We start from the raw sequence: 24,504 nt of genomic DNA, 5'->3' as shown, positions 1-24,504 counted from the left end.
TTGTTAGGGAGAGATCGACGCCACCGGGTCAGCCACGGCGGGCGCTTGGGTCCAGGGCTTTTTTGGAGTATAGATGTGCAAACATCTAATAAGAACGCACATAAAAGCCGGACCAACATGCAAAAAAACATCACCTCCCTGGGGTCGCTGAACTGGGATGACCTGAAGTTTTTCCTTGAAGTGGCGCGTACCCGCAAGGCCAGTAGCGCGGCCAAACGCCTGGGCGTCGACTACACCACGGTGTCGCGGCGGATCAGTTCGCTGGAAGTGGCGCTGGGCACTCTGTTGTTCGAAAAGTCGCGGACCAACGGCTTTGTCCTCACCGCCGAAGGCCAGCGCCTGCTCAGCTATGCCGAATCCATCGAAAGCACCCTGCACATGGCTTGCGAGCAGGTTTCCGGCTCCGGCGTGGCGTTGTCGGGGCATGTACGCATGGGCTGCACCGAAGGATTTGGAAGCTTCTTCGTCACCCCGCAGCTGAGCCATTTCGTTGATGCCTACCCGGCGATCTCGGTGGACATCCTGCCGCTGCCGCACTTCATCAGCCTGTCCAAGCGCGAGGCCGACATCGTCATCGCCCTCGAGCGCCCGGAACACGGGCCCTACGTGTGCTGCAAGCTGTGCGATTACCGCCTGCGCCTGTACGCCACCCAGGAATATCTGGACAGCCACGAGCCGATCACCCGCAGCAGCGACCTGGCCCGCCATCAGTTCATCAGTTATGTCGACGACCTGGCCTTCAGTTCCGAGCTCCTGTACCTGGCCAACCTGATTCCGGCCGCCAGCGCCAACCTGCGCAGTACCAGCGTGATCGCCCAGTATGTAGCGGCGCAGCAGGGCCGTGGCCTGGCGATCCTGCCGTGTTTTCTGGCCGCACAAGACCCGCGCCTGGTGGCGATTCTGCCGGAGGAGGTAGAGATTACCCGGCAGTTCTGGATGTACTGCCGGGAGGATTTGAGGAAGTTGAAGCGGATCACCCTGTTGTGGGATTACATCCGCGATGTCACCGAGCGCAACACCCCGCTGCTGATGGGCGAGTCGCGCGCGATGAGCTTTGCCGACTGATCAGTCGGAGGCGACCACGATCGACACCCGGCGGTTTTCCAGGCGTCCGGCGCGGGTGTCGTTGCTGGCCACCGGCTCGCTGCTGCCCAGGCCGCGGGTTTCGACGTTTTCCGGGCGCATGCCGACGCCGACCAGCACATTGGCCACGCTCTGTGCGCGGCGCTTGGACAGTTGTTCGTTGTAGGCCGCGCGGCCCGAGGCATCGGTATGGCCGTCGACCCGCACGCGCTGGATGTTCACCGACAGCAGCGACTTGCCGATGCGCTCGACAATCGTCCGGCTCTGGGCGTTGAGGGTGTCGACATCGCTGCCGAACAGCACTTTGCTCGACAGGCCGAACTCCCAGCCTTCATCGGTGAGCTGAAAGCCCTCCTGCTTGAGCAGGGCAATCTGTTCGGCGGTCAACCCTTTGGGTGGCACGCTCTGGCAGCCGCCCAGGGCGAACAACGCCAGGGCCAGGCAGATAAAATGAAAACGTAGTCGTTGGCTCAAATGAATCACGGTTCAGCTCCTGTTTTTTACATGATGAGCAGAGCGCTCCGGCTCTGCCATTTGCCCCTGGCCACGCAAGTTGCGCTTGGCCTGATACATCGCCGCATCAGCGGCATTGAGGAGGTCGGAAGGATTACCGCCGTCGTCGGGAAAATAGGCAATACCGATGCTCAGCGACGTGACGATGATCTGCCCTTCGCTCAGGCGGATTGGCAGTTTCATGCTGGCGGCAATCTTCTCGGCGATGCGCCGGGCGTCTTCGTGCGCGTGCAGTGGCGCCAGCAGCACGGCGAATTCGTCACCGCCCAGGCGAGCCACCAGATCATTTTCACGAAGCTGCGCACGCACCCGGGTGGCCACGCTGATCAGCACTTCATCGCCAGCGGCGTGGCCAAAGTTGTCGTTGACCTCCTTGAAGTTGTCGCTGTCGAGAAACAGCAAGGCCAGGTGTTCATTGTGCTTTTGCGCATTGCGCAGAGTGCGGCTCAGGCGGCCTTCGAAAAACGCCCGGTTCGGCAAGCCGGTGAGGCTGTCGTGGCTGGCCTGGTGGGCCAGGCTTTCGTTCTCGCTCTGCAAGTGGCTCTGCCACGACTCCAGCTCGTCAAGCAAGGCGTTGAAGTCGTTGCCCAGCTCGTTGAGCTCGGCGATCTGCGCCGGTGGCACGCGGCGGTCGAAGCTGCGCTCGCGGCGCGCAGCATGGGCGACGTTGGCCAGGCTGCGCAGCGGCCCGACAATGTCGCCGAACATACGCCGCGACAGGTACAGCGCACTGAAAGCGCTGAGCGCCGTGCACAACAGGATCCCGGCCAGGCCGCTGAGCAGGAAGCGCACCAGGCTGCCGCCCTGCCCCACCAGTTCGATACGCCCGACCTGCTGGCCCTGGTGCAGCACCGGCAGAATGATCGGCTCTTCCAGGAGGCTGCGGGCGATCAGTTGCTCGGTCTGCGCCAGCAGGCCGCTGTCATTGCGCTGCCAGCGCGCCAGCAGCTCGCCATTGTCGTCGAACACCTTGACGTCGGCGACTTCTTCCGTGGTGGCAATCAACGCCAGCGCTTCGTTGGCCGCACCGGCGTCGTTGAATACCACTGCCGCTTCCACGGTGTAATTGATCGAACGGGCAATCAGGTGCAGGTTGTGATTGGCGTAAACGCGCAAGGCCAGCACGCCGAGCAGGGTCAGCGAGACCCCGGCAAGGCCGACGGCAAGCAGCGCCACGCTCAGGTGGCGGCGACCAAGCACGGCACGCAGGGTCGGGCGCTCGCGCCCCTTGCCAAAGCCAATCATGGTTGCGCCGCCCGCCGCCGCGAGAGCTGCAGCACGCTGGGGTGGATGCGCACGCCGCTGCGCGCCACCGAGTCGAGGTTGACGTCGAACGCTACCTGGCGATCGCCGACCCGCAGGCAGAACAGGCTGCCGACCGTGCACGGGTCATCGGCCTCGCTCATGCTCAGCACCGGATGACCGCTCAACGCAGTGAACAACCGGCTACGTTCGTCCTGGCTGAGCTTGCCGATATAGATCGCATCGCACTCATTGGCGATGCGCGGGTCGCTGGCCAGCAAGCGGCGCACCAGCACCGGGCGACCGGTGGCCTGGGTGGTGCCTTTGACCAGATCGTCGGCATATTCGGTCGGGCCGATCAGGCACAGGCGCAGTTGTGCCGGCTCAACCGGCCAGCGTGCGTAACTGAGGATACCCAGCACAACCTGGGTGACTGCCTTGGCTCGCTGCTCGGCCAGGTTCGACGTGACCTCAGCCTCGGCACCGGCCTGCGCGGCGAACAGCAACAGCATCGCGGCCAGCAGCGAACGCGTCAGGCTCGTCACACGTCCCGATGTCGGGGCGGCCACATTCATGAGGGAAATCTCTTAAAACCACGCAGGATGATGCCGCAACGATAGCACAGAGGCCGATTTTCCAGCGAGGGAGCACCTCCCCGGCGATCCGGTAATAGGCCGAATCGCCGTGCTTAAACCTGCTCCAGCATCAGCCCCGAGATACGTTTGACCTTACGCCGCACCGCGTCTTCAAACACGCCCTGGCGTGGCTCGATCAAACTAAAGCAGGTCTTGGCCCGGGTGATACCGGTGTAGATCAACTCCTTGGTCAAAACCGGGTTCAGGGCGTCTGGAAGCACCAGCGCGGTGTGGGTGAACTCCGAGCCCTGGGACTTGTGCACGGTCATGGCGAACACGGTTTCGACTTCATTGAGCCGGCTCGGCAAGACGAAACGCACACCGCCGTGCCCGTCATTGCGGGCAAAAGCCACGCGCAGTACCTGTTGCCCCTCATGCTGCTCATCGGGCAGGCGCAGGGCGATGCCGATATCACCGTTCATCAAACCCAGGCTGTAGTCGTTGCGGGTCATCAGTACCGGGCGGCCTTCATACCAGGGCTGCTCACTGTCGATCAGCCCCGCCGCGCCGAGCACCCGGCTGACCCGCTGGTTCAGGCCTTCGACACCCCAGGCCCCCTTGCGCACGGCACACAGCAACTGAAAGGTCTCGAAGCCCTGCAACACCTGCATGGCCCAGGTTTCCCAGCGTGGATCATCCACCGGCGTACCAGGTTGCGGGCGCTGCTGGCGAAGGGTTTGCAGGTAGCTGCGATAACCCTGGGGGCCATCACTGCCACGGCCCAGGCCTTCGAGCAGCAAGCGATCGAAGTTGCGGTCCTGCTCACCGCGCAGGGTCAGGGCAAACACATCGTCCTGTTTCTGGTTGAGCAGGGCCCGGGCCTGATCGGCCTCCTGGCGGTTGACCAGGCGTGCCAGCTGGCCAATGCCGCTGCCTTCGCCAAAGCGCCGCGAGTAGCGCAGCATCACCACTTGCTGCGCCAGCGGATACTGCCCGGCGCTGCCCGGCAGCAGTTCGCTGCCCGCCAGGGTTTCACCACTGACCTGCTCCAGCCAGGCCTGGGTCTCGGGGCTGTAGCGCCCGGCCTCGGCATCGCGGCACAGGTCACCGAGTACCGCGCCGGCTTCCACCGAAGCAAGCTGGTCCTTGTCGCCCAGCAGCACCAGGCGCGCATGGGGCGGCAAGGCGCCAAGCAGGTTGGCCATCATCTCCAGGTCGATCATCGAGGCTTCGTCGACCACCAGCACATCCAGCGGCAGCGGGTTGCCGGCATGGTGCCGGAAATGCCGTGAGCCCGGGCGGCTGCCGAGCAGACGGTGAACAGTGGAGACGTCGGTGGGAATGTTGTCTCGGACCTCGGCAGCCACCGCCAGGCGCTCGACCTGCTGGCCGATGGACTCGGTCAGACGCGCGGCGGCCTTGCCGGTGGGTGCCGCCAGGCGAATACGCAGCGGTCGCCCCGCCTCCACCGCAGGCGCCTGCAACAGGGCCAGCAAACGCACCACCGTGGTGGTTTTACCGGTACCCGGGCCGCCGGTAATGATGCTGAAGGCGCTGCGGGTGGCCAGGGCACAGGCCAGCTTTTGCCAGTCCACCTGAGCGCCAGGAACGCCACCCTCGAACAGTTGCGCCAGCCGCGCCGAGAGGTCCGCCGGGGTTGGCTCGACCTGCTGCAGGCGCTCGCGCAAGGCGTTGTCGATACGCCGCTCGTAGGCCCAGTAACGGCGCAGGTACAGGCGCTGGCCATTGAGCACCAGCGGGCGGGCGCTGTCTTCGCTGTTGCTGCCATGGGCCACCAACCGGCTGCGGCCCAGTTGCTGCAGCCAGGTGTCGAGGGTCAGGCGCTCGAGCAGTTGCGAGGGCAACAGCAATGGCCCGGCCAGGGCGTCCCCCTCCGGCGGCAGCGACAGGGCAAAATCCGGCTCGGCCAAAGTTTCACCCAGGTCGAGGCAGACATGCCCGTGGCCCAGCTGATGACTGGCCAGGGCCGCCGCCAGCAGCACCAAGGGCTCGCCGCCAGGGTCGCGGTCACCGAGGAAACTCACAAAGGCCCGGTCCAGGGCACGCAACCAGCCCCGCTCGACCCAGCGATCAAGCAAGGCCAGCAGGTCTGCGCCCTTGCTCAGCGGCTGCAGGGCCGCCAGGTGGCCGGCATCCAGCGGCGTCGGCAACAGGTCGTCGAGGCTACGGCTCATGGGGCGTCTCCGAAAAACAGGTCGTGTTGCTGCGGGGCGCTGACGCCGCGGAACAGCGCATCGAGCTGCTCGATCAGCTCACGCGGTGGCTTGACGAAATACAGGCCGCGAGAAGCCGAATCGACGCCACGCAGGAAGATGAACAGTGCCCCGCCGACATGCAGGTCGTAGTCATAACCCGGCAGCCGCGCGCGCAACTGGCGATGCAGGGCCAGCAGGTAGAGCACGTATTGCAGGTCATAGCGGTGGCTGAGGATCGCGCCTTCCATGGCCAGTTCGCTGTAGGCCAGGTCATCAGGCCCCAGCCAGTTGGATTTGTAGTCCGCCACGTAATAACGGCCGTCGTGTTCGAAGGCCAGGTCGATAAAACCCTTGAACATGCCATTGAGCAGCGCCGGTTGCGCAGCCAGGCGCGCGACGCCCTGATGGGTGTATTCGCACACCAGCTGGTCGAGCCGGCCGACATCGACCTTGTGGCTGGCGAACCAGAACTCCATTTCGATCTGGTACTGGCTTAGCTGGCTCAAGGACAACGGTGAGCTATCAGGTGCCAGGGCCATGGGCTGTGCGAGCAGTTGCTGCAACCACTGGCTGAGGGTCGGGATCCAGCCGGTCCAGTCGCGGCGGTTGCAGCGCTGGCCGACGGTGCGGGTCAATTGCTCGGGGTCGGCGCTGACCTGGGCGAACCCTTCGTGCCCGGCCCACTCAAGCAAGCCGTGGAGGAAGGTGCCGGGGTTCGGCCCGCGCGGGAAGCGGTGGATGTCGCCACTACCGGGCATCACTTCACGCAGCTGCTGCGCGTCAGGCCGCTCGTCATCGAGCAGTTGTTGCGCCTGAGAGCTGTCGGCTGCCAGGGTCATGGCCTCTTCGCCGATGCGCAAAGCACTGTAGGAGGCGATCCACCAGTTCTCCGCAGCCCGGCGTTTGGGCTGGCGTGCAGGCAGCAGTTCGGCCTGGTTGCGCGGGGCGCTGTAGGCCTGTTCATCCGGCGCTGGCAACTCGATACTGGCGATGGCCGGGCAGCCGGACTGCAAGGCCTGCAGCCAATCGCCCAGTTGGGTCGAGGCCGCCAGGGGCGTGCCGCCACCCAACAGGTAACCCAGGGCCGAGCGATGCAGGGTCGAGGCCTTGCCGGTGCCACGCTTGAGGTCGGCAACACCGAGCCAGCAAGCATGCTGGGCGCGGGTCAAGGCCACGTACAGCAGGCGCAGGTCTTCGGCCAGGCGCTCGTCGTCAGCCAGGGCGATCTGTTCGGCATCCGGGGTCAGGGTCAGGTGCGCCTGGCCTTCGCCGTCGTGCCAGGCCAGGGGCAAGCGCGAGCCATCGACCGGCTTGCTGGTGCAGATGAAGGGCAGGAACACCAGGGGGTATTCCAGGCCTTTGGATTTGTGGATGGTTACCACCTTGACCAGTTGTTCGTCGCTTTCCAGGCGCAGGATCTGCTCTTCGCCAGCCTGACCCGAGCTGGCCAGGTGCTCGCCCAGGTGGCGAATCAACGCCTGCTCGCCATCCAGCTCGGTGGCCGCCTGTTGCAGCAGTTCGGCCAGGTGCAGCAGGTTGGTCAGCACCCGCTCGCCATCACTGCGGGCCATCAACACTTGAGGCAAGTCGAAATCGTGCAGCAGGCGCCGCAGCATCGGCAGCACACCCTGGCTACGCCAGATCAGCCGGTACTGGCGAAACTGCATGACCCAGCGCTCCCATACCCGCTCATCCTGGTTCAATTGCGCCAGGGCGCTGAGCGGCAGGTTGAGGGTGATGCTGGCAAGTGCCGCCTTGAGCAGGCGCTCGGCATCCGGCTCGGCGCAGGCCTTGAGCCAGGCCAGCAAGTCATGGGCCTCCTGGGCGGCGAATACCGAATCCTTGTCGGAGAGGTACACACTGCGGACATCGCGAGCCGCCAGTTCGCCGCGAATCAGCTGCGCCTCACGGCCATCGCGCACCAGGATGGCGATATCCGAAGGCAGGCAGCCACGCAGCGACTGATCGGCTTGCATGAAACCGCTGCGCCCCTGCTGTCCGCCATTGAGCAAGGCGACGATCTGGCTGGCACAGCTGGCAGCCTGCTGCTGCCGGTAAACGGCGCCGGAAACCGGTTCTTCAGTTATCAGTTGCCAGAGGTTGAGTGCTGGCACCGGCACGCCATCGACCTGCAGCTGCTCGCTGCGGCCCTTGGCCTTGACCTCGAGAAACGGCACCGGGTTGTCATTGCCGTCACGGAACAAGAAAGCGCCACGGCCCGACTCACGCACTTCAGCCTGCATGAACACATGGTTGACCGCCGTGACCATGGCCTGGCTGGAGCGGTAGTTGGTATCCAGGCTGTGCAGGCGCCCGGCCGTGGCCCGGCGTGCCCCCAGGTAAGTGAAGATGTCGGCGCCGCGGAAGGCATAGATCGCCTGCTTGGGGTCGCCGATCAGGAACAGGCCGGTGTCGCGGACGTTCTCTTCAATCCGGTAGATGCGCTGGAAGATCCGGTACTGCACCGGGTCGGTGTCCTGGAATTCGTCGATCAGCGCCACCGGGAACTGCTCGCGAATCAGCCCGGCCAGGCGCTCGCCGGCGTCACCGTGCAGCGCATGGTCGAGGCGCAGGAGCATGTCGTCGAAGCCCATTTCGGCGCGGCGGCGCTTTTCCTGCTCGAAGCGGGCGCCAACCCAGGCCGCAGCGTGCTCAAGCAGACAGGCATCAGGCGTGGGCAGGCCCTGAAGCTGGTCGCGCAGCGCCTCCATTGCCTGCAATGCCGGGTGCGCTGGCGGTTCGCCCTTCCAGGCTTCGGCCATGCCGGCGCGGGTAAAGCGGCTGAAGCCGGTGCCCAGGTCCAGCTCCAGTGCCTGGTGGTCTTCGGCCCAGGCCTTGAGCTTCTCGCACCAGGGCTCGAAATAGCGTGCCTGCATCTTGCGCCCATCGACCTGCTTGGCGGCCAGGCCGTCCCGGCAGATCTGCAGCAACTCGTCGGACCATTGCGCCCAGGGTGCCTTGAGCGTTTGCAGCAACTCGGTACGCTGTTGCAGCACCGCCTCGATCAGGGCCTGGGGCTCTTCTTCGTCGCTCTCGATGCGCTGGCGGCCGAACAGCGCGCGCACCCGTGGCAACAATGCTTCGGGGCTGACCCAATGGGCTCGGACCCAGGCCAGCGCATCGCCTTGCATGCTGTAGCAGAAGCGCCGCCAGTAATCACGCATGACCTGGCCGAGCAGGTCGCTGTGGTCGGTTTCCAGGGTCTGGGTAAACAGGCTGCCGCTGTCGAAAGCGTGCTCGCGCAGCATGCGTTGGCACCAACTGTGGATGGTCGACACCGCGGCTTCGTCCATCCATTGCGCGGCCACGTCCAGGCGATTGGCGCACGCTGCCCACAGCGCCGGCTCATAGTCATCGCGCAGTTGCTCAAGCAAAGGGTCGGCTTCACTCAACTCGCCACGGAAATAGCGCGCAGCTTCTGCCAGGCGAGTACGAATGCGTTCGCGCAACTCCTTGGTGGCGGCGTCGGTAAAGGTCACGACAAGAATCTGCGGCGGCAACAGCTCGCGGCCAAAGCCCTGCTCGCCGCCATGGCCGAGCACCAGGCGCAGGTACAGCGCCGAGATAGTGAACGTCTTGCCGGTACCGGCGCTGGCTTCGATAAGCTGGCTGCCGTGCAGGGGAAAGGTCAGGGCCAGGGGGGCAGGGGCAACTCCAAGGCTCATCGAGCACTCTCCTCTTTGCCCAGCGTCTGCCAGGGCGCTTCGAACATGGGGCGGTACAGGGCCTCGCACCAGCCTTCGAATTCTTCACTGGCACTGAGTGCCGCAAAATCGCTGAACTGCCGGGCCAGCGCGGTGCTTTCGCTGCGCTCGCCAAAGCTGTTCTGGCCATCGCCGTCGTAGGCCTTGGCCGCTGCGGCCAGGGCTTTGTCGGCATCGCTCTGGGCCAGCCAGGCAAAGGCCGTTTTCACCGCCACCGGCAGCGGTGCGTTCATGCCCGTTTGCCGGGCCAGTAACAGGTCGCCCAGCAGTTCAGCGGCACGGGCTTGTTCGAGCGGCGCCAACAATAGCGTAACGTCGGTGGCGACCACGGCGCTGTACAGCTTCAGGCCCACCGCACAGGCGGCCAGGTGCATGACCCAGGTTGGCGTCAGCCGGTGCCACTTGAGGGTGCGGCCACTGCTGATGCCATTGGGCAAGGTGGTGATGCTTAGCAAGGACTCGTCTTCGCGCTGGTAGACCCGGCCCAACCAGCCTTCAAGCTTGAGCTGGCGATACTCGAAGCGGATCGGCACGGCGTTATCCACAGGCAACGGCCACTGCTGCAGCAGCTGTTGATAACGCTGCAGCAGGTCGGGCAACGGCTCGATCAGCTCGGCCTGCAGGCATTCACCGAAACCGGCCAGTGGCAGCAGCCCGTAGCCCTGCAGGCGCCGGGCTTGAGTGGTCAACGCCCGCTCGCTGTCTTGCGGGTCGGCCAGGGCTGCTGCCAGCAGGCTTTCACTCAGGCTGTAGCGCTGCAGGGCATCGAGCACGAATGGCTCTTCATCGGCCAGGGGCGCTTCCACCGACTCGAAGAACACCTTCAAACGCTGGCTGAAGAAGTGCCGTACCGGATGGCGGAGGAAGTCTTGCAGCAAGGTCAGGGTCAGCGGTTCATCGCTGCTGTAAGCCGGCAGCTCATCCTCAGGCTTGAGCTGTTGTTCGCCAGGCAGATGCAGGGAGCGCCACTCACGGGCATAGCTGAACAGGTTGCTGCCCTTGTGAAAGTAGCGGGCGCTGAACGGCTGCAACGGATGCTCCACGGTCAGCGCATGCAACAACTGCTCACCGGCGTTGAGCTTGCCGCCCACCTCGGCACCGGCCAGGCGCCAACCCGCCGCCAGATGATCACGCAACTGGCCGATCAGCACCGAGGCCGGGCGTTCGCTGTTGTCGCGAATGCTGCGCCCGACCCAACTGACGTACAACTGATCACGGGCCGACAGCAGCGCCTCGAGCAACAGGTAGCGATCGTCCTCGCGCCGCGAGCGATCACCTGGACGGTAGTCACTGCCCATCAGGTCGAAGTCCAGCGGCGGCTGCGCACGCGGATAGTCGCCATCGTTCATACCCAGCAGACAGACCACCTTGAACGGGATCGCGCGCATGGGCATCAAGGTGCAGAAGTTCACCGAACCTGCGAGAAAGCGCTGGGACAGCCGACCCTGGTCGAGCCCGGCCAACCAGGCTTCACGGACCACCGTGAGCGGCAGCAAGTCTTGCAGGCCGACCGACTCACAGGTCTGCAACCAGGTTTCGCGCAGGGTCTGCAGTTGCACCAGCAGGTAGTCGTCATGCTCGGTTTCGGCGAGGAAGAACACTTGCAGCAAGGCATGCAGGCGCTCGCCCCACTCGGCAGCGGATGCCGCTTGGGAGAGCTGCTCATGCGCGATCTCCAGGGCATCGAGCAGTGCCACCAACGGGCCAATCAAGGCGGCGTCCAGGCCACCGATTTCATCGAACGGCTCGATACCGTCGCAGCCTTCGCCGACACCGACGGCGTAACCCAGCAACATGCGCCGCAAGCCGAATCGCCAGCTGTTCTGTTCAAGGTCTGCAGGCAAGCCGAGACCGGCGCGTTGCTCGGCGTTCAGCCCCCAGCGAATGCCAGCGCCTTCGATCCAGCGGTGCAAGGTCGGCAGGTCGCTTTCCTTGATGGCGAAGCGCGCACGCAAGGCCGGTACATCAAGCAGATCGAGGATCTCACTGACGGCGAAACGGCTGTCGGGCAACTTCAGCAGGTGCTCGAGGGCAATCAGCAACGGGTCGCGGCCACGCTGGCCCTGGTCGGTCAAGGTGAAGGGGATGAAACGCGGGTCGTTGCGGTCGAGCTGGCCGAACACGGCGCGGATGTGCGGCGCGTAGGTGTTGATGTCCGGGAGCATGACGATGATGTCGCGGGGGCGCAGCGCCGCATCGGCGCTGAAGCGGGCGAGCAACTGGTCGTGGAGGATTTCCACTTCACGTTGCGGGCTGTGGCCGATATGAAAACGCACCGAGCGATCTTTGCCGGGGTCGACGTCAGGCCACAGCTCGCGGGTTTCGGCCAGCGGGCGCAACTCGAGAATGTCGTCCTGCAACTGGTTGAGCAGGGTCTTGGGCTCGCTTTCGCTGAACAGGTCGATACGCCCGTCGCTGAAAGCTGCGCGGTAACTGCCAGGGTCGTCGTAGCTGTCGAGCAGGTTGATGTAGTCGCGGCCCTGCTTGCCCCAGGCAGCCAGCAAGGGATGGGCGTGCTGGTGCAGGGTTTCGGCGTCGATCAGGCTGGGCATGCCCTGCTTGCGTTGCTGGCGCTTGTACTGATGGCGCAGCAGGTCCTTGTCGGCGACGATGTCGGCCCAATGGTGACGGCAGGGGTTGTGCACGCAGAGCAGCACCTGGCTGAAACGCGCCAGGCCGGCGAGGGCTTCCAGCGCCTGGGCAGGCAACGACGAAATACCAAAAACGATAACCCGGGACGGCAGGCCAGCGGGCGCCTGCTCCAGGCTGTTGATCCGTTCGATGAAGCGCTGGTGTACACCGGCGCGGCTCTGGGCCATGCCCTCTTCGCCGACATCCAGCAACAAGGCGCGCCACAGCTCGGCCTGCCAGCAGTTGGCGGGCGGCAGCGGCTTGGATTCGCCACGGGCGGTATTGAGCACATGACGGCCAGCGGCCCAGTCCTTGAGCCAGTCGGCGCGATACACCTGGTACTGGTCGAACAGGTCGGCCAGGCGCTCGGCCAGCTGGTAGCGCTTGCGCAGGTCGCTGTCGTCGGTGAGAAAGCGCTGCAAGGGCTCGAAGTGCGGCTTGTCGATGACCTCTGGTAGCAGGCGCATCAAGCGCCAGGTCAGCGGCGCCTTGTCGAGCAGCGACACCTCGGGGATTTCTTCGCGGCCCAGCACCTTGCGGTACAGCTGCCACATGAAACTGCCGGGCAGCTGCACCTCGACCGCCGCAGCGATGCCGCAGCCGCCCTGATCGTCATCTTCAGGATCTTCGGCCAGGGCCAGCTTCAACCACTGGGCGATGCCGTTGCTCTGCACCAGGGCGATTTCGTTTTCCAACGGTGCCAGCGGGTAACGCCGCATCCAGCTCACCACCAGGCTGCGCAGTTCATCCAGGCGGTTGCCGTGAACCACCATGAAACCTGGTAGGAGTGGGTTTGTGTGCGGCATTGGGCATCCTTAAGGCTGTGCGGGCAGAGGGAAACCTTATCATGCTCGGCGAGCCTGACTGTGTTGTGCAACAGCCAGAAAGACAAAACCCCTACCTGCATGCGCAGATAGGGGTTTCGGAATTTAATCTTGACGATGACCTACTCTCACATGGGGAAACCCCACACTACCATCGGCGATGCATCGTTTCACTGCTGAGTTCGGGATGGGATCAGGTGGTTCCAATGCTCTATGGTCGTCAAGAAATTCTGTTGCCAGAAGGTCTTGTTAGACACTCCAGCGAATCGGGTATGTGATGTTTTGTGAGTTACAAATTCTCGGCTTTGCAGTCTTCACAACACCGCAATCTGGCTTTCGCTCAAATTGCTTGGGTGTTATATGGTCAAGCCTCACGGGCAATTAGTATTGGTTAGCTCAACGCCTCACAGCGCTTACACACCCAACCTATCAACGTCGTAGTCTTCGACGGCCCTTCAGGGAGCTCAAGGCTCCAGTGAGATCTCATCTTGAGGCAAGTTTCCCGCTTAGATGCTTTCAGCGGTTATCTCTTCCGAACATAGCTACCCGGCAATGCCACTGGCGTGACAACCGGAACACCAGAGGTTCGTCCACTCCGGTCCTCTCGTACTAGGAGCAGCCCCTCTCAAATCTCAAACGTCCACGGCAGATAGGGACCGAACTGTCTCACGACGTTCTAAACCCAGCTCGCGTACCACTTTAAATGGCGAACAGCCATACCCTTGGGACCGGCTTCAGCCCCAGGATGTGATGAGCCGACATCGAGGTGCCAAACACCGCCGTCGATATGAACTCTTGGGCGGTATCAGCCTGTTATCCCCGGAGTACCTTTTATCCGTTGAGCGATGGCCCTTCCATACAGAACCACCGGATCACTAAGACCTACTTTCGTACCTGCTCGACGTGTCTGTCTCGCAGTCAAGCGCGCTTTTGCCTTTATACTCTACGACCGATTTCCGACCGGTCTGAGCGCACCTTCGTACTCCTCCGTTACTCTTTAGGAGGAGACCGCCCCAGTCAAACTACCCACCATACACTGTCCTCGATCCGGATAACGGACCTGAGTTAGAACCTCAAAGTTGCCAGGGTGGTATTTCAAGGATGGCTCCACGCGAACTGGCGTCCACGCTTCAAAGCCTCCCACCTATCCTACACAAGCAAATTCAAAGTCCAGTGCAAAGCTATAGTAAAGGTTCACGGGGTCTTTCCGTCTAGCCGCGGATACACTGCATCTTCACAGCGATTTCAATTTCACTGAGTCTCGGGTGGAGACAGCGCCGCCATCGTTACGCCATTCGTGCAGGTCGGAACTTACCCGACAAGGAATTTCGCTACCTTAGGACCGTTATAGTTACGGCCGCCGTTTACCGGGGCTTCGATCAAGAGCTTCGCGTTAGCTAACCCCATCAATTAACCTTCCGGCACCGGGCAGGCGTCACACCCTATACGTCCACTTTCGTGTTTGCAGAGTGCTGTGTTTTTAATAAACAGTCGCAGCGGCCTGGTATCTTCGACCGGCATGGGCTTACGGAGCAAGTCCTTCACCCTCACCGGCGCACCTTCTCCCGAAGTTACGGTGCCATTTTGCCTAGTTCCTTCACCCGAGTTCTCTCAAGCGCCTTGGTATTCTCTACCCAACCACCTGTGTCGGTTTGGGGTACGGTTCCTGGTTATCTGAAGCTTAGAAGCTTTTCTTGGAAGCATGGCATCAACCACTTCGTCGCCTAAAGGCAACTCGTCATCAGCTCTCGGCCTTAAGATCCCGGATTTACCTAAGATCTCAGCCTACCACCTTAAACTTGGACAACCAACGCCAAGCTGGCCTAGCCTTCTCCGTCCCTCCATCGCAATAACCAGAAGTACAGGAATATTAACCTGTTTTCCATCGACTACGCTTTTCAGCCTCGCCTTAGGGACCGACTAACCCTGCGTCGATTAACGTTGCGCAGGAAACCTTGGTCTTTCGGCGTGGGAGTTTTTCACTCCCATTGTCGTTACTCATGTCAGCATTCGCACTTCTGATACCTCCAGCAAGCTTCTCAACTCACCTTCACAGGCTTACAGAACGCTCCTCTACCGCATCACCTAAGTGATACCCGTAGCTTCGGTGTATGGTTTGAGCCCCGTTACATCTTCCGCGCAGGCCGACTCGACTAGTGAGCTATTACGCTTTCTTTAAAGGGTGGCTGCTTCTAAGCCAACCTCCTAGCTGTCTAAGCCTTCCCACATCGTTTCCCACTTAACCATAACTTTGGGACCTTAGCTGACGGTCTGGGTTGTTTCCCTTTTCACGACGGACGTTAGCACCCGCCGTGTGTCTCCCATGCTCGGCACTTGTAGGTATTCGGAGTTTGCATCGGTTTGGTAAGTCGGGATGACCCCCTAGCCGAAACAGTGCTCTACCCCCTACAGTGATACATGAGGCGCTACCTAAATAGCTTTCGAGGAGAACCAGCTATCTCCGAGCTTGATTAGCCTTTCACTCCGATCCACAGGTCATCCGCTAACTTTTCAACGGTAGTCGGTTCGGTCCTCCAGTCAGTGTTACCTAACCTTCAACCTGCCCATGGATAGATCGCCCGGTTTCGGGTCTATACCCAGCGACTAAACGCCCTATTAAGACTCGCTTTCGCTACGCCTCCCCTATTCGGTTAAGCTCGCCACTGAATATAAGTCGCTGACCCATTATACAAAAGGTACGCAGTCACCTAACAAAGTAGGCTCCCACTGCTTGTACGCATACGGTTTCAGGATCTATTTCACTCCCCTCTCCGGGGTTCTTTTCGCCTTTCCCTCACGGTACTGGTTCACTATCGGTCAGTCAGTAGTATTTAGCCTTGGAGGATGGTCCCCCCATATTCAGACAAAGTTTCTCGTGCTCCGTCCTACTCGATTTCATGACTAAGAGATTTTCGCGTACAGGGCTATCACCCACTATGGCCGCACTTTCCAGAGCGTTCCGCTAATCTCAAAGCCACTTAAGGGCTAGTCCCCGTTCGCTCGCCACTACTAAGGGAATCTCGGTTGATTTCTTTTCCTCAGGGTACTTAGATGTTTCAGTTCCCCTGGTTCGCCTCTTGCACCTATGTATTCAGTACAAGATACTCAGCTTATGCTGAGTGGGTTCCCCCATTCAGAGATCTCCGGATCAAAGTCTGTTTGCCGACTCCCCGAAGCTTATCGCAGGCTACCACGTCTTTCATCGCCTCTGACTGCCAAGGCATCCACCGTATGCGCTTCTTCACTTGACCATATAACCCCAAGCAATCTGGTTATACTGTGAAGACAACATTCGCCGAAAACTTGTAATGACTCACAAATTTTACCTTAGCCTGAACACACACCAGTGAAAGTGCTGTCCAGTCTATCTTTCTATCACATACCCAAATTTTTAAAGAACGATTCTGAAAAAGTTCAGAAATCAATATTCGATCCGAATATTCATTTCTAAGCTTTGACGTAAGGTGGTGGAGCCAAGCGGGATCGAACCGCTGACCTCCTGCGTGCAAGGCAGGCGCTCTCCCAGCTGAGCTATGGCCCCGTATTGCTACAGGCTGCACCACATGTAATTGGTGGGTCTGGGCAGATTCGAACTGCCGACCTCACCCTTATCAGGGGTGCGCTCTAACCAACTGAGCTACAGACCCAATCGTCTTCTTCAATGAATCAAGCAATTCGTGTGGGAGCTCATAAGACAGCTGATGTCTGTCGATTAAGGAGGTGATCCAGCCGCAGGTTCCCCTACGGCTACCTTGTTACGACTTCACCCCAGTCATGAATCACACCGTGGTAACCGTCCTCCCGAAGGTTAGACTAGCTACTTCTGGTGCAACCCACTCCCATGGTGTGACGGGCGGTGTGTACAAGGCCCGGGAACGTATTCACCGCGACATTCTGATTCGCGATTACTAGCGATTCCGACTTCACGCAGTCGAGTTGCAGACTGCGATCCGGACTACGATCGGTTTTGTGAGATTAGCTCCACCTCGCGGCTTGGCAACCCTCTGTACCGACCATTGTAGCACGTGTGTAGCCCAGGCCGTAAGGGCCATGATGACTTGACGTCATCCCCACCTTCCTCCGGTTTGTCACCGGCAGTCTCCTTAGAGTGCCCACCATAACGTGCTGGTAACTAAGGACAAGGGTTGCGCTCGTTACGGGACTTAACCCAACATCTCACGACACGAGCTGACGACAGCCATGCAGCACCTGTGTCAGAGTTCCCGAAGGCACCAATCCATCTCTGGAAAGTTCTCTGCATGTCAAGGCCTGGTAAGGTTCTTCGCGTTGCTTCGAATTAAACCACATGCTCCACCGCTTGTGCGGGCCCCCGTCAATTCATTTGAGTTTTAACCTTGCGGCCGTACTCCCCAGGCGGTCAACTTAATGCGTTAGCTGCGCCACTAAAATCTCAAGGATTCCAACGGCTAGTTGACATCGTTTACGGCGTGGACTACCAGGGTATCTAATCCTGTTTGCTCCCCACGCTTTCGCACCTCAGTGTCAGTATGAGCCCAGGTGGTCGCCTTCGCCACTGGTGTTCCTTCCTATATCTACGCATTTCACCGCTACACAGGAAATTCCACCACCCTCTGCCCTACTCTAGCTTGCCAGTTTTGGATGCAGTTCCCAGGTTGAGCCCGGGGATTTCACATCCAACTTAACAAACCACCTACGCGCGCTTTACGCCCAGTAATTCCGATTAACGCTTGCACCCTCTGTATTACCGCGGCTGCTGGCACAGAGTTAGCCGGTGCTTATTCTGTCGGTAACGTCAAAATACTCACGTATTAGGTAAGTACCCTTCCTCCCAACTTAAAGTGCTTTACAATCCGAAGACCTTCTTCACACACGCGGCATGGCTGGATCAGGCTTTCGCCCATTGTCCAATATTCCCCACTGCTGCCTCCCGTAGGAGTCTGGACCGTGTCTCAGTTCCAGTGTGACTGATCATCCTCTCAGACCAGTTACGGATCGTCGCCTTGGTGAGCCATTACCTCACCAACTAGCTAATCCGACCTAGGCTCATCTGATAGCGCAAGGCCCGAAGGTCCCCTGCTTTCTCCCGTAGGACGTATGCGGTATTAGCGTTCCTTTCGAAACGTTGTCCCCCACTACCAGGCAGATTCCTAGGTATTACTCACCCGTCCGCCGCTGAATCGAAGAGCAAGCTCTTCTCATCCGCTCGACTTGCATGTGTTAGGCCTGCCGCCAGCGTTCAATCTGAGCCATGATCAAACTCTTCAGTTCAATACTGCTTGGGTTTTGAGAAAACCCTAAACTTGGCTCAGCAATCTCAAATGACTTACTTTCAAATCTTTCGATTTTCGTGTAGCCACTTGTGATGCTGATAATCTTTTTGACTATCAGTCTGAGCTCACAAGCACCCACACGAATTGCTTGATTCAGTTGTTAAAGAGCGGTTGGTTAAGAGTTTTTCGTCTCAACCGAGGCGCGCATTCTACGCTTTCCTCAGAGCCTGTCAAGCGTTTATTTTGAAGTTTTTCGTTTCACTTCAAACACTTGACTCGCTGCGATCGCTCGTAGCGGGAGGCGAATTCTACAGCGTTTCAAACCGCTGTCAACTGCCTTTTTCACCGCTGCCGATCTTTCGACCGAAGCACCTCCGGATGACCCTGGAACCGCTAACTCATTGAAACTCAAGGAGTTTTCAGTTCCGACTGCGCCGGAAGTGGGGCGAATTATAGAGAGATCTGCGGGGGCGTCAAGGACTTATTTCAACTTTGTTTCAGCAGGGGCGTTTTGGCTATAAGCCACAAGCTTCAAGCTACAAGTAAAAGCAGTAACACCGCGCTCAACTTGTAGCTTGCAGCTAGCAGCTAGCCGCTGTAAAAGCCTTAAAGGCTCGGGAAGGCAAACTGCGACGCTTCATGGCTGGCACGTTGCGGCCAGCGCTGGGTAATGGCTTTGCGGCGGGTGTAGAAACGCACGCCATCCGGGCCATAGGCATGCAGGTCGCCGAACAGCGAACGCTTCCAGCCGCCGAAGCTGTGGTAAGCCACCGGCACCGGCAGCGGGACGTTGACGCCGACCATGCCCACTTCGATCTCGTCGCAGAACAGGCGCGCCGCTTCACCGTCACGGGTAAAGATGCAGGTGCCGTTGCCGTATTCGTGTTCGTTGATCAGGCGCATGGCCTCTTCCAGGCTGTCGACGCGTACCACGCAGAGTACCGGCCCGAAGATCTCTTCTTTATAGATGCTCATCTCGGTCGTCACGCGGTCGAACAGGGTGCCGCCGACAAAGTAGCCGTCTTCATTACCGGCAACCCGGTAGCCACGGCCGTCGACCACCAGCTGCGCACCAGCAGCCACACCTTGGTCGATGTAGCCAACCACCTTGTCACGGGCGGCGGCGGTAACCAGCGGGCCCATGTCCAGGCCGCAGGAGGTACCGGCACCAATCTTCAACGCCTTGATCTGTGGTTCGAGTTTGGCGATCAGCGCATCGGCCACCTGGTCGCCAACGCACACGGCCACCGAGATCGCCATGCAGCGCTCGCCGCAAGAACCGTAGGCTGCGCCCATCAGCGCGCTGACCGCGTTGTCCAGGTCGGCATCAGGCATCAGCACCGCGTGGTTCTTCGCCCCGCCCAGGGCCTGAACGCGTTTGCCGCGCTTGGTGCCTTCGGCATAGATGTACTCGGCGATCGGCGTCGAGCCAACGAAGCTCAGGGCCTTGACCTCTGGCGCCTCGATCAGCGCATCCACCGCTTCCTTGTCACCGTGCACAACGTTGAGCACGCCTTTAGGCAGGCCGGCTTCATGCAGCAGTTGGGCAATCAGCAGGGTCGAGCTCGGATCACGTTCCGATGGCTTGAGGATGAAGCAGTTACCACAGGCGATTGCCAGTGGGTACATCCACAGCGGCACCATGGCCGGGAAGTTGAACGGGGTAATACCGGCCACTACGCCCAGCGGCTGAAAGTCGGACCAGGCATCGATGTTCGGGCCAACGTTGCGGCTGTACTCGCCCTTGAGCACTTCCGGCGCGGCGCAGGCAAACTCGACGTTCTCGATACCGCGCTTGAGTTCACCGGCGGCGTCTTCCACGGTTTTGCCGTGCTCTTCGCTGATCAGCTGGGAGATACGCGCTTCATTCTGCTCCAGCAGTTGCTTGAAGCGGAACATTACCTGGGCGCGTTTGGCCGGCGGCGTGTTGCGCCAGGCCGGGAAGGCGGCCTTGGCCGAGTCGATGGCCTGCTGCACGGTTTGCTTGCTGGCCAGGGCAACCTTGTGGATGGCCTGGCCAGTGGACGGGTTGAAGACATCGGCGGTGCGCGTGTCGGCAGCAACCAGTTCGCCGTTGATCAGGTGTTGAACAGTGCTCATGCAGAACTCCAGAAAGAGGGTATGCCTGGGCGCGAGATCACTCGCGCCCGCTGCTTATATATAGAGGGACAATCAATCGACCTGGTTGATGGCCTCGCCGACCGCATCGAACAGGCGGTCCAGTTCCTGCGGCTGGCTGTTGAAGGTTGGGCCGAACTGCAGGGTGTCGCCGCCGAAGCGTACATAGAAGCCGGCTTTCCACAGCTTCATGGCGATCTCGTATGGACGCACGATGGCGTCACCGTCGCGGGCGGCAATCTGGATGGCGCCGGCCAGGCCGTAGTTACGGATGTCGATGATGTTCTTCGCGCCCTTGACCCCGTGCAGCACCTTCTCGAAGTGCGGCGACAGTTCGGCGGCCGATTGCACCAGGTTTTCTTTCTCCAGCAGGTCCAGCGCGGCGAGACCGGCGGCGCAGGCGACCGGGTGCGCCGAGTAGGTGTAGCCGTGGGGGAATTCCACCGCGTATTCCGGAGTCGGCTGGTTCATGAAGGTCTGGTAGATCTCGCTGCTGGCGATCACCGCGCCCATCGGGATGGCGCCGTTGGTGACTTGCTTGGCGATGCACATCAGATCCGGGGTGACGCCGAAGGCATCGGCACCGAACATCGAGCCCATGCGGCCAAAGCCGGTGATGACTTCGTCGAAGATCAGCAGGATGTTGTGCTGGTCGCAGATTTCCCGCAGACGCTTCAGGTAGCCCTTCGGCGGTGGCAGTACACCTGCGGAACCGGCCAGCGGCTCGACAATCAGCGCGGCGATGTTCGAAGCATCGTGCAGCTCGATCAGCTTGAGCATTTCATCGGCCAGGGCGATACCGCCCTCCTCCGGCATGCCTTTGGTGAAGGCATTGCCCGGCAGCAGGGTGTGCGGAATGTGATCGACGTCGAGCAACTGGCCGAACAGCTTGCGGTTGCCGTTGACGCCACCCAGGCTGGTACCGGCGATATTCACCCCGTGATAGCCACGGGCACGGCCGATCAGCTTGGTCTTGGTGGCCTGGCCTTTCAGGCGCCAGTAGGCACGGACCATCTTCACCGCGGTGTCGGCGCACTCGGAACCGGAGTTGGTATAGAAGACGTGATTGAGGTTGCCCGGGGTCAGGTCGGTGATTTTCTCGGCCAGCTGGAACGACAGCGGGTGGCCGAACTGGAAAGCCGGCGAGTAATCGAGCACGCCCAATTGGCGCGATACTGCTTCCTGGATCTGCTTGCGGGTGTGACCGGCGCCGCAAGTCCACAAGCCGGACAGGGCGTCATAAATCTTGCGGCCCTTGTCGTCGGTCAGGTAGCTGCCTTCGGCGGCGACGATCAGCCGTGGATCGCGCTGAAAATTGCGGTTGGCGGTGTAGGGCATCCAGTGGGCGTCCAGCTTGAGCTGGCTGGCCAGACCGACAGGAGCGTTTTCAGGCAGATTCATCGGACAAGTCCTCGCAAGGCAATTGGGCAGCGACAAGTGTTGTTGTGCCTAAATTGGCATGAGCTTAAGGTTTGGAAAATCTGGCTTTTCTAATCTTCAGATCACCACGGGCTAAACATTAATTCACAACATCCAGCCGCAACGATGTTACAAAGTGTTTCCATGCACCCCGGCAAGGCGCATGATGCGGGCGGCCCCTTCAGGAGACTTGGCGCAGGACGCGCAAGCACACTCACCATGAAAACCATCCTGTGTTTACTGATCTGCGCCCTGGTTGGCGCCGCCGTACAGTTTGCCGGTGTGCCTCACGGGCTGTTGCTGGGCGCCATCGTCGCCAGCGCCATGTTGGTCAGCCGGCTGCGCTTTACCCCCGACCTGCGCTTTGGTCTGGAATACGTGCAACTGGTCATGGGTATCGCCACCGGCTTGATGTTCGAAGCCTGGGACAGCGACACGGTGGCCAGCATCCTGCCGAGCCTGGGTTTTCTGCTGCTGTGCCTGAGTGCGCAGATTGCCATCGCCGGCCTGTGGCTGTTCAGGGGGTGCGGCTGGAACCTCAAGGATTCACTGCTGGCGGTGTACCCCGGCGCCCTGGCTGCGGTGTTCGACTTGCTCGAGTCGGAACGGGCTTCGAGCAAGGTGATCGTTGTGCACCTGATGCGCCTGGTGTCGATTACCCTGCTGGTCAGCCTGAGCATTCGCGCCGGTAGCGATGTCCCTGCAAGCGCGAGCACCGCGCTTAATCCAGGCCTGTTGCTGACCCTGGCGTCGCTGCTTGCCCTGTGCATCCTGCTCGGGCGCCTGCTGCTCAAGCTTGGTGTTCCTGCGCCCTTCATGCTCACGGCGATCATCGCCACGGCGGTCTATGTAAAGCTGGGCTTGCTCCAGGCGTTTCATCTGCCCGGCTGGAGCGTCGATTTTGCCGCGCTGATCCTCGGTGTGCTGATCGGCGCCAGGTTCAGGGAAATCAGCCTCAAGGAGCTGGTCCGTCACGGCGGCGCCGGGCTGATGTCGGTGGGCCTGATGCTGCTGGTCGCTGCCGTCTTTGCCGGGGTGGCCGCCAAGGTGCTGGGCAGTGATCCATTCACTTTGTGGCTGGCCTACATGCCCGGCGCCATCGAGACCATTGCCATCGTCGCCTTCAGCGGTGGGCTGAATGTGGTATTCATCCTGACGCACCACCTGCTGCGGATGGTCGTACTGCACTTCGCCCCGGCCCTGCTCGTCCAGGCGCGCCGCTGGCGTGAGAATGTCTGATCAGCGTATGTTGTCTGCCTTTCATGTTCCTCAACGCAAAGGCATCGCGTGAAACGTCCACAACCCCTGGCCCAGGTCAGCGATTTCGATATCCGCCTGCTGAAGATCTACCGCAGCGTGGTGGAGTGCGGCGGCTTTTCGGCCGCCGAGAACGTCCTGGGCATTGGCCGCTCGGCCATCAGCCAGCAGATGAGCGACCTCGAGCAGCGCCTGGGCCTGCGCCTGTGCCAGCGCGGGCGCGCCGGTTTTTCGCTGACCGAGGAGGGCCGCGAGGTGTATCAATCGGCGTTGCAATTGCTCAGCGCCCTGGAAAGCTTTCGCACCGAGGTCAACGGCCTGCACCAGCATTTGCGTGGCGAGCTGAACATCGGCCTGACCGACAACCTGGTGACCCTACCGCACATGCGCATCACCCATGCCCTGGCCCAGCTCAAGGACCGCGGCCCGGACGTGCGTATCCAGATCCGCATGATCGCCCCCAGCCAGGTCGAGCAAGGCGTGCTCGATGGCAGCCTGCACGTTGGCGTGGTGCCGCAGACCAGCCCGCTGTCGGGCCTTGAGTACCAGCCGCTGTACAGCGAACGTTCACTGCTGTACTGCGCGGTCGGTCATCCGTTGTTTTACGCCGACGACCGGCAACTGGACGACGAGCGCCTCAACAGCCAGGACGCCATCGCCCCGACCTTCCGCCTGCCCGCCGATGTCCAGGCCCATTACCAGGCGCTCAACTGCACCGCCAGCGCCTCGGACCGCGAAGGCATGGCCTTCCTGATTTTGACCGGGCGCTACATCGGCTACCTGCCCGACCACTACGCGACCTTCTGGGTACAACAAGGCCGGCTGCGGGCACTCAAGCCCGCCGAGCGCTTTTATGACCTGAGCCTGTGCTGGGTAACGCGCAAGGGCCGGCGCCCGCACCTGGTCCTGGAAAGCTTCCTAGAAAGCCTGGCGGCTACTCGCTGAGGGCTAATGCTGGTAGGTTAGCCAGTCATAAGAGATACCCATTGCCTTGTCTGGAATCGTTCATGACCTTTGAAGTCCCTGCGCATCGCCTCCAAGCCTCGGGCAAGCCCGCCGGCCGCATTCGCCAGAAGAACGAGCAGGCCATCATCCAGGCCGCCGAGGACGAGTTCGCCCGCCACGGTTTCAAGGGCACCAGCATGAACACCATCGCCCTCAAGGCCGGGCTGCCCAAGGCCAACCTGCATTACTACTTCACCAACAAGCTCGGCCTGTATGTGGCGGTGCTGAGCAACATCATCGAGTTGTGGGACAGCACCTTCAACGCCCTGACCGTCGACGACGACCCGGCCCTGGCCTTGAGCAGCTACATTCGCACCAAGATGGAATTCTCCCGGCGCAACCCGCAAGCCTCGCGGATCTTCGCCATGGAGATCATCAGCGGCGGGCAGTGCCTGAGCGACTATTTCAGCGAAGACTACCGTGCCTGGTTCAAGGGCCGTGCCGCAGTGTTCCAGGCCTGGATCGACGCCGGCAAGATGGACCCGGTCGACCCGGTGCACCTGATCTTCCTGCTCTGGGGCAGCACCCAGCACTATGCCGACTTCGCCACCCAGATCTGCCAGGTCACCGGCCGCAGCCGCCTGACCAAGCAGGACATGGAAGATGCCAGCAACAATCTTATCCACATCATTCTCAAGGGCTGTGGCCTGACACCTCGCGACTGA

General features: G+C 61.0%; 12 protein-coding genes, 2 tRNA genes and 3 rRNA genes. 4 read left to right on the top strand and 13 right to left on the bottom strand.

Features of this window, described 5'->3' with window-relative positions; all coding sequences use genetic code 11:
* Nucleotides 1–117 precede the first annotated feature (117 nt).
* A complete protein-coding gene (locus tag LOY54_RS03240) occupies nt 118–1,065 on the top strand; it encodes a LysR family transcriptional regulator (protein ID WP_045195818.1) in 948 nt (315 codons plus the stop codon).
* On the opposite strand, the gene LOY54_RS03235 is transcribed toward LOY54_RS03240, so the two are convergent.
* The 13 genes from LOY54_RS03235 to LOY54_RS03175 all read right to left on the bottom strand — a co-directional run bounded on the left by LOY54_RS03235 (nt 1,066) and on the right by LOY54_RS03175 (nt 21,559).
* The gene (locus tag LOY54_RS03235) at nt 1,066–1,557 is read right to left on the bottom strand and encodes an OmpA family protein (protein WP_371128691.1); all 492 of its coding nucleotides are present in this window, start codon (nt 1,555–1,557) and stop codon (nt 1,066–1,068) included. It lies immediately after the preceding gene.
* Between the two features lie 12 nt (nt 1,558–1,569).
* Nucleotides 1,570–2,841, bottom strand: a complete 1,272-nt coding sequence (locus LOY54_RS03230; RefSeq protein WP_045195816.1) for a diguanylate cyclase domain-containing protein — start codon at nt 2,839–2,841, stop codon at nt 1,570–1,572.
* Nucleotides 2,838–3,413: a YfiR family protein gene (locus LOY54_RS03225; protein WP_045195814.1), complete on the bottom strand. Its 576-nt coding sequence runs from the start codon at nt 3,411–3,413 to the stop codon at nt 2,838–2,840. Before LOY54_RS03225 ends, LOY54_RS03230 begins: the two co-directional genes overlap by 4 nt.
* A gap of 113 nt (nt 3,414–3,526) precedes the next feature.
* Nucleotides 3,527–5,608 (bottom strand): exodeoxyribonuclease V subunit alpha, encoded by a 2,082-nt coding sequence (gene recD, locus LOY54_RS03220; protein WP_258609244.1) that lies wholly within the window; start codon nt 5,606–5,608, stop codon nt 3,527–3,529.
* Complete coding sequence (gene recB, locus LOY54_RS03215; protein ID WP_258609242.1) at nt 5,605–9,294, bottom strand: exodeoxyribonuclease V subunit beta; 3,690 nt, start codon at nt 9,292–9,294, stop codon at nt 5,605–5,607. Before recB ends, recD begins: the two co-directional genes overlap by 4 nt.
* Nucleotides 9,291–12,770 carry an exodeoxyribonuclease V subunit gamma gene (gene recC, locus LOY54_RS03210; protein WP_258609240.1) on the bottom strand — a complete coding sequence of 1,160 codons (3,480 nt, stop codon included), beginning with the start codon at nt 12,768–12,770 and terminating at the stop codon, nt 9,291–9,293. Before recC ends, recB begins: the two co-directional genes overlap by 4 nt.
* A gap of 127 nt (nt 12,771–12,897) precedes the next feature.
* Nucleotides 12,898–13,013 (bottom strand): 5S ribosomal RNA (rrf, locus tag LOY54_RS03205).
* A gap of 135 nt (nt 13,014–13,148) precedes the next feature.
* Nucleotides 13,149–16,039 (bottom strand): 23S ribosomal RNA (locus LOY54_RS03200).
* A gap of 214 nt (nt 16,040–16,253) precedes the next feature.
* Nucleotides 16,254–16,329: transfer RNA gene (locus tag LOY54_RS03195), tRNA-Ala, on the bottom strand.
* A 29-nt stretch (nt 16,330–16,358) separates the two neighbouring features.
* Nucleotides 16,359–16,435: transfer RNA gene (locus tag LOY54_RS03190), tRNA-Ile, on the bottom strand.
* Between the two features lie 66 nt (nt 16,436–16,501).
* Nucleotides 16,502–18,038, bottom strand: a 16S ribosomal RNA gene (locus LOY54_RS03185).
* Together the 16S, 23S and 5S rRNA genes with 2 tRNA genes alongside form the textbook arrangement of a ribosomal RNA operon.
* A 608-nt stretch (nt 18,039–18,646) precedes the next feature.
* Nucleotides 18,647–20,140 (bottom strand): CoA-acylating methylmalonate-semialdehyde dehydrogenase, encoded by a 1,494-nt coding sequence (locus tag LOY54_RS03180; protein WP_045197105.1) that lies wholly within the window; start codon nt 20,138–20,140, stop codon nt 18,647–18,649.
* Nucleotides 20,141–20,212: 72 nt separating this feature from the next.
* Nucleotides 20,213–21,559 (bottom strand): aspartate aminotransferase family protein, encoded by a 1,347-nt coding sequence (locus tag LOY54_RS03175; protein ID WP_093376384.1) that lies wholly within the window; start codon nt 21,557–21,559, stop codon nt 20,213–20,215.
* Nucleotides 21,560–21,796: 237 nt separating this feature from the next.
* On the opposite strand from LOY54_RS03175, the gene LOY54_RS03170 reads away from it, so the two are divergent.
* From LOY54_RS03170 to LOY54_RS03160, 3 genes are all read left to right on the top strand, one after another.
* Nucleotides 21,797–22,816 carry an AbrB family transcriptional regulator gene (locus LOY54_RS03170; protein ID WP_258609238.1) on the top strand — a complete coding sequence of 340 codons (1,020 nt, stop codon included), beginning with the start codon at nt 21,797–21,799 and terminating at the stop codon, nt 22,814–22,816.
* Nucleotides 22,817–22,864: 48 nt separating this feature from the next.
* Nucleotides 22,865–23,779, top strand: coding sequence for a LysR family transcriptional regulator (locus LOY54_RS03165; protein ID WP_093376392.1), 915 nt, complete (start codon nt 22,865–22,867; stop codon nt 23,777–23,779).
* A gap of 62 nt (nt 23,780–23,841) precedes the next feature.
* A complete protein-coding gene (locus LOY54_RS03160) occupies nt 23,842–24,504 on the top strand; it encodes a TetR/AcrR family transcriptional regulator (protein WP_045197097.1) in 663 nt (220 codons plus the stop codon).

Source organism: Pseudomonas sp. B21-032 (assembly GCF_024748965.1).
Lineage (GTDB): Bacteria > Pseudomonadota > Gammaproteobacteria > Pseudomonadales > Pseudomonadaceae > Aquipseudomonas.
This window is presented reverse-complemented; position numbering and strand designations above follow the sequence as displayed.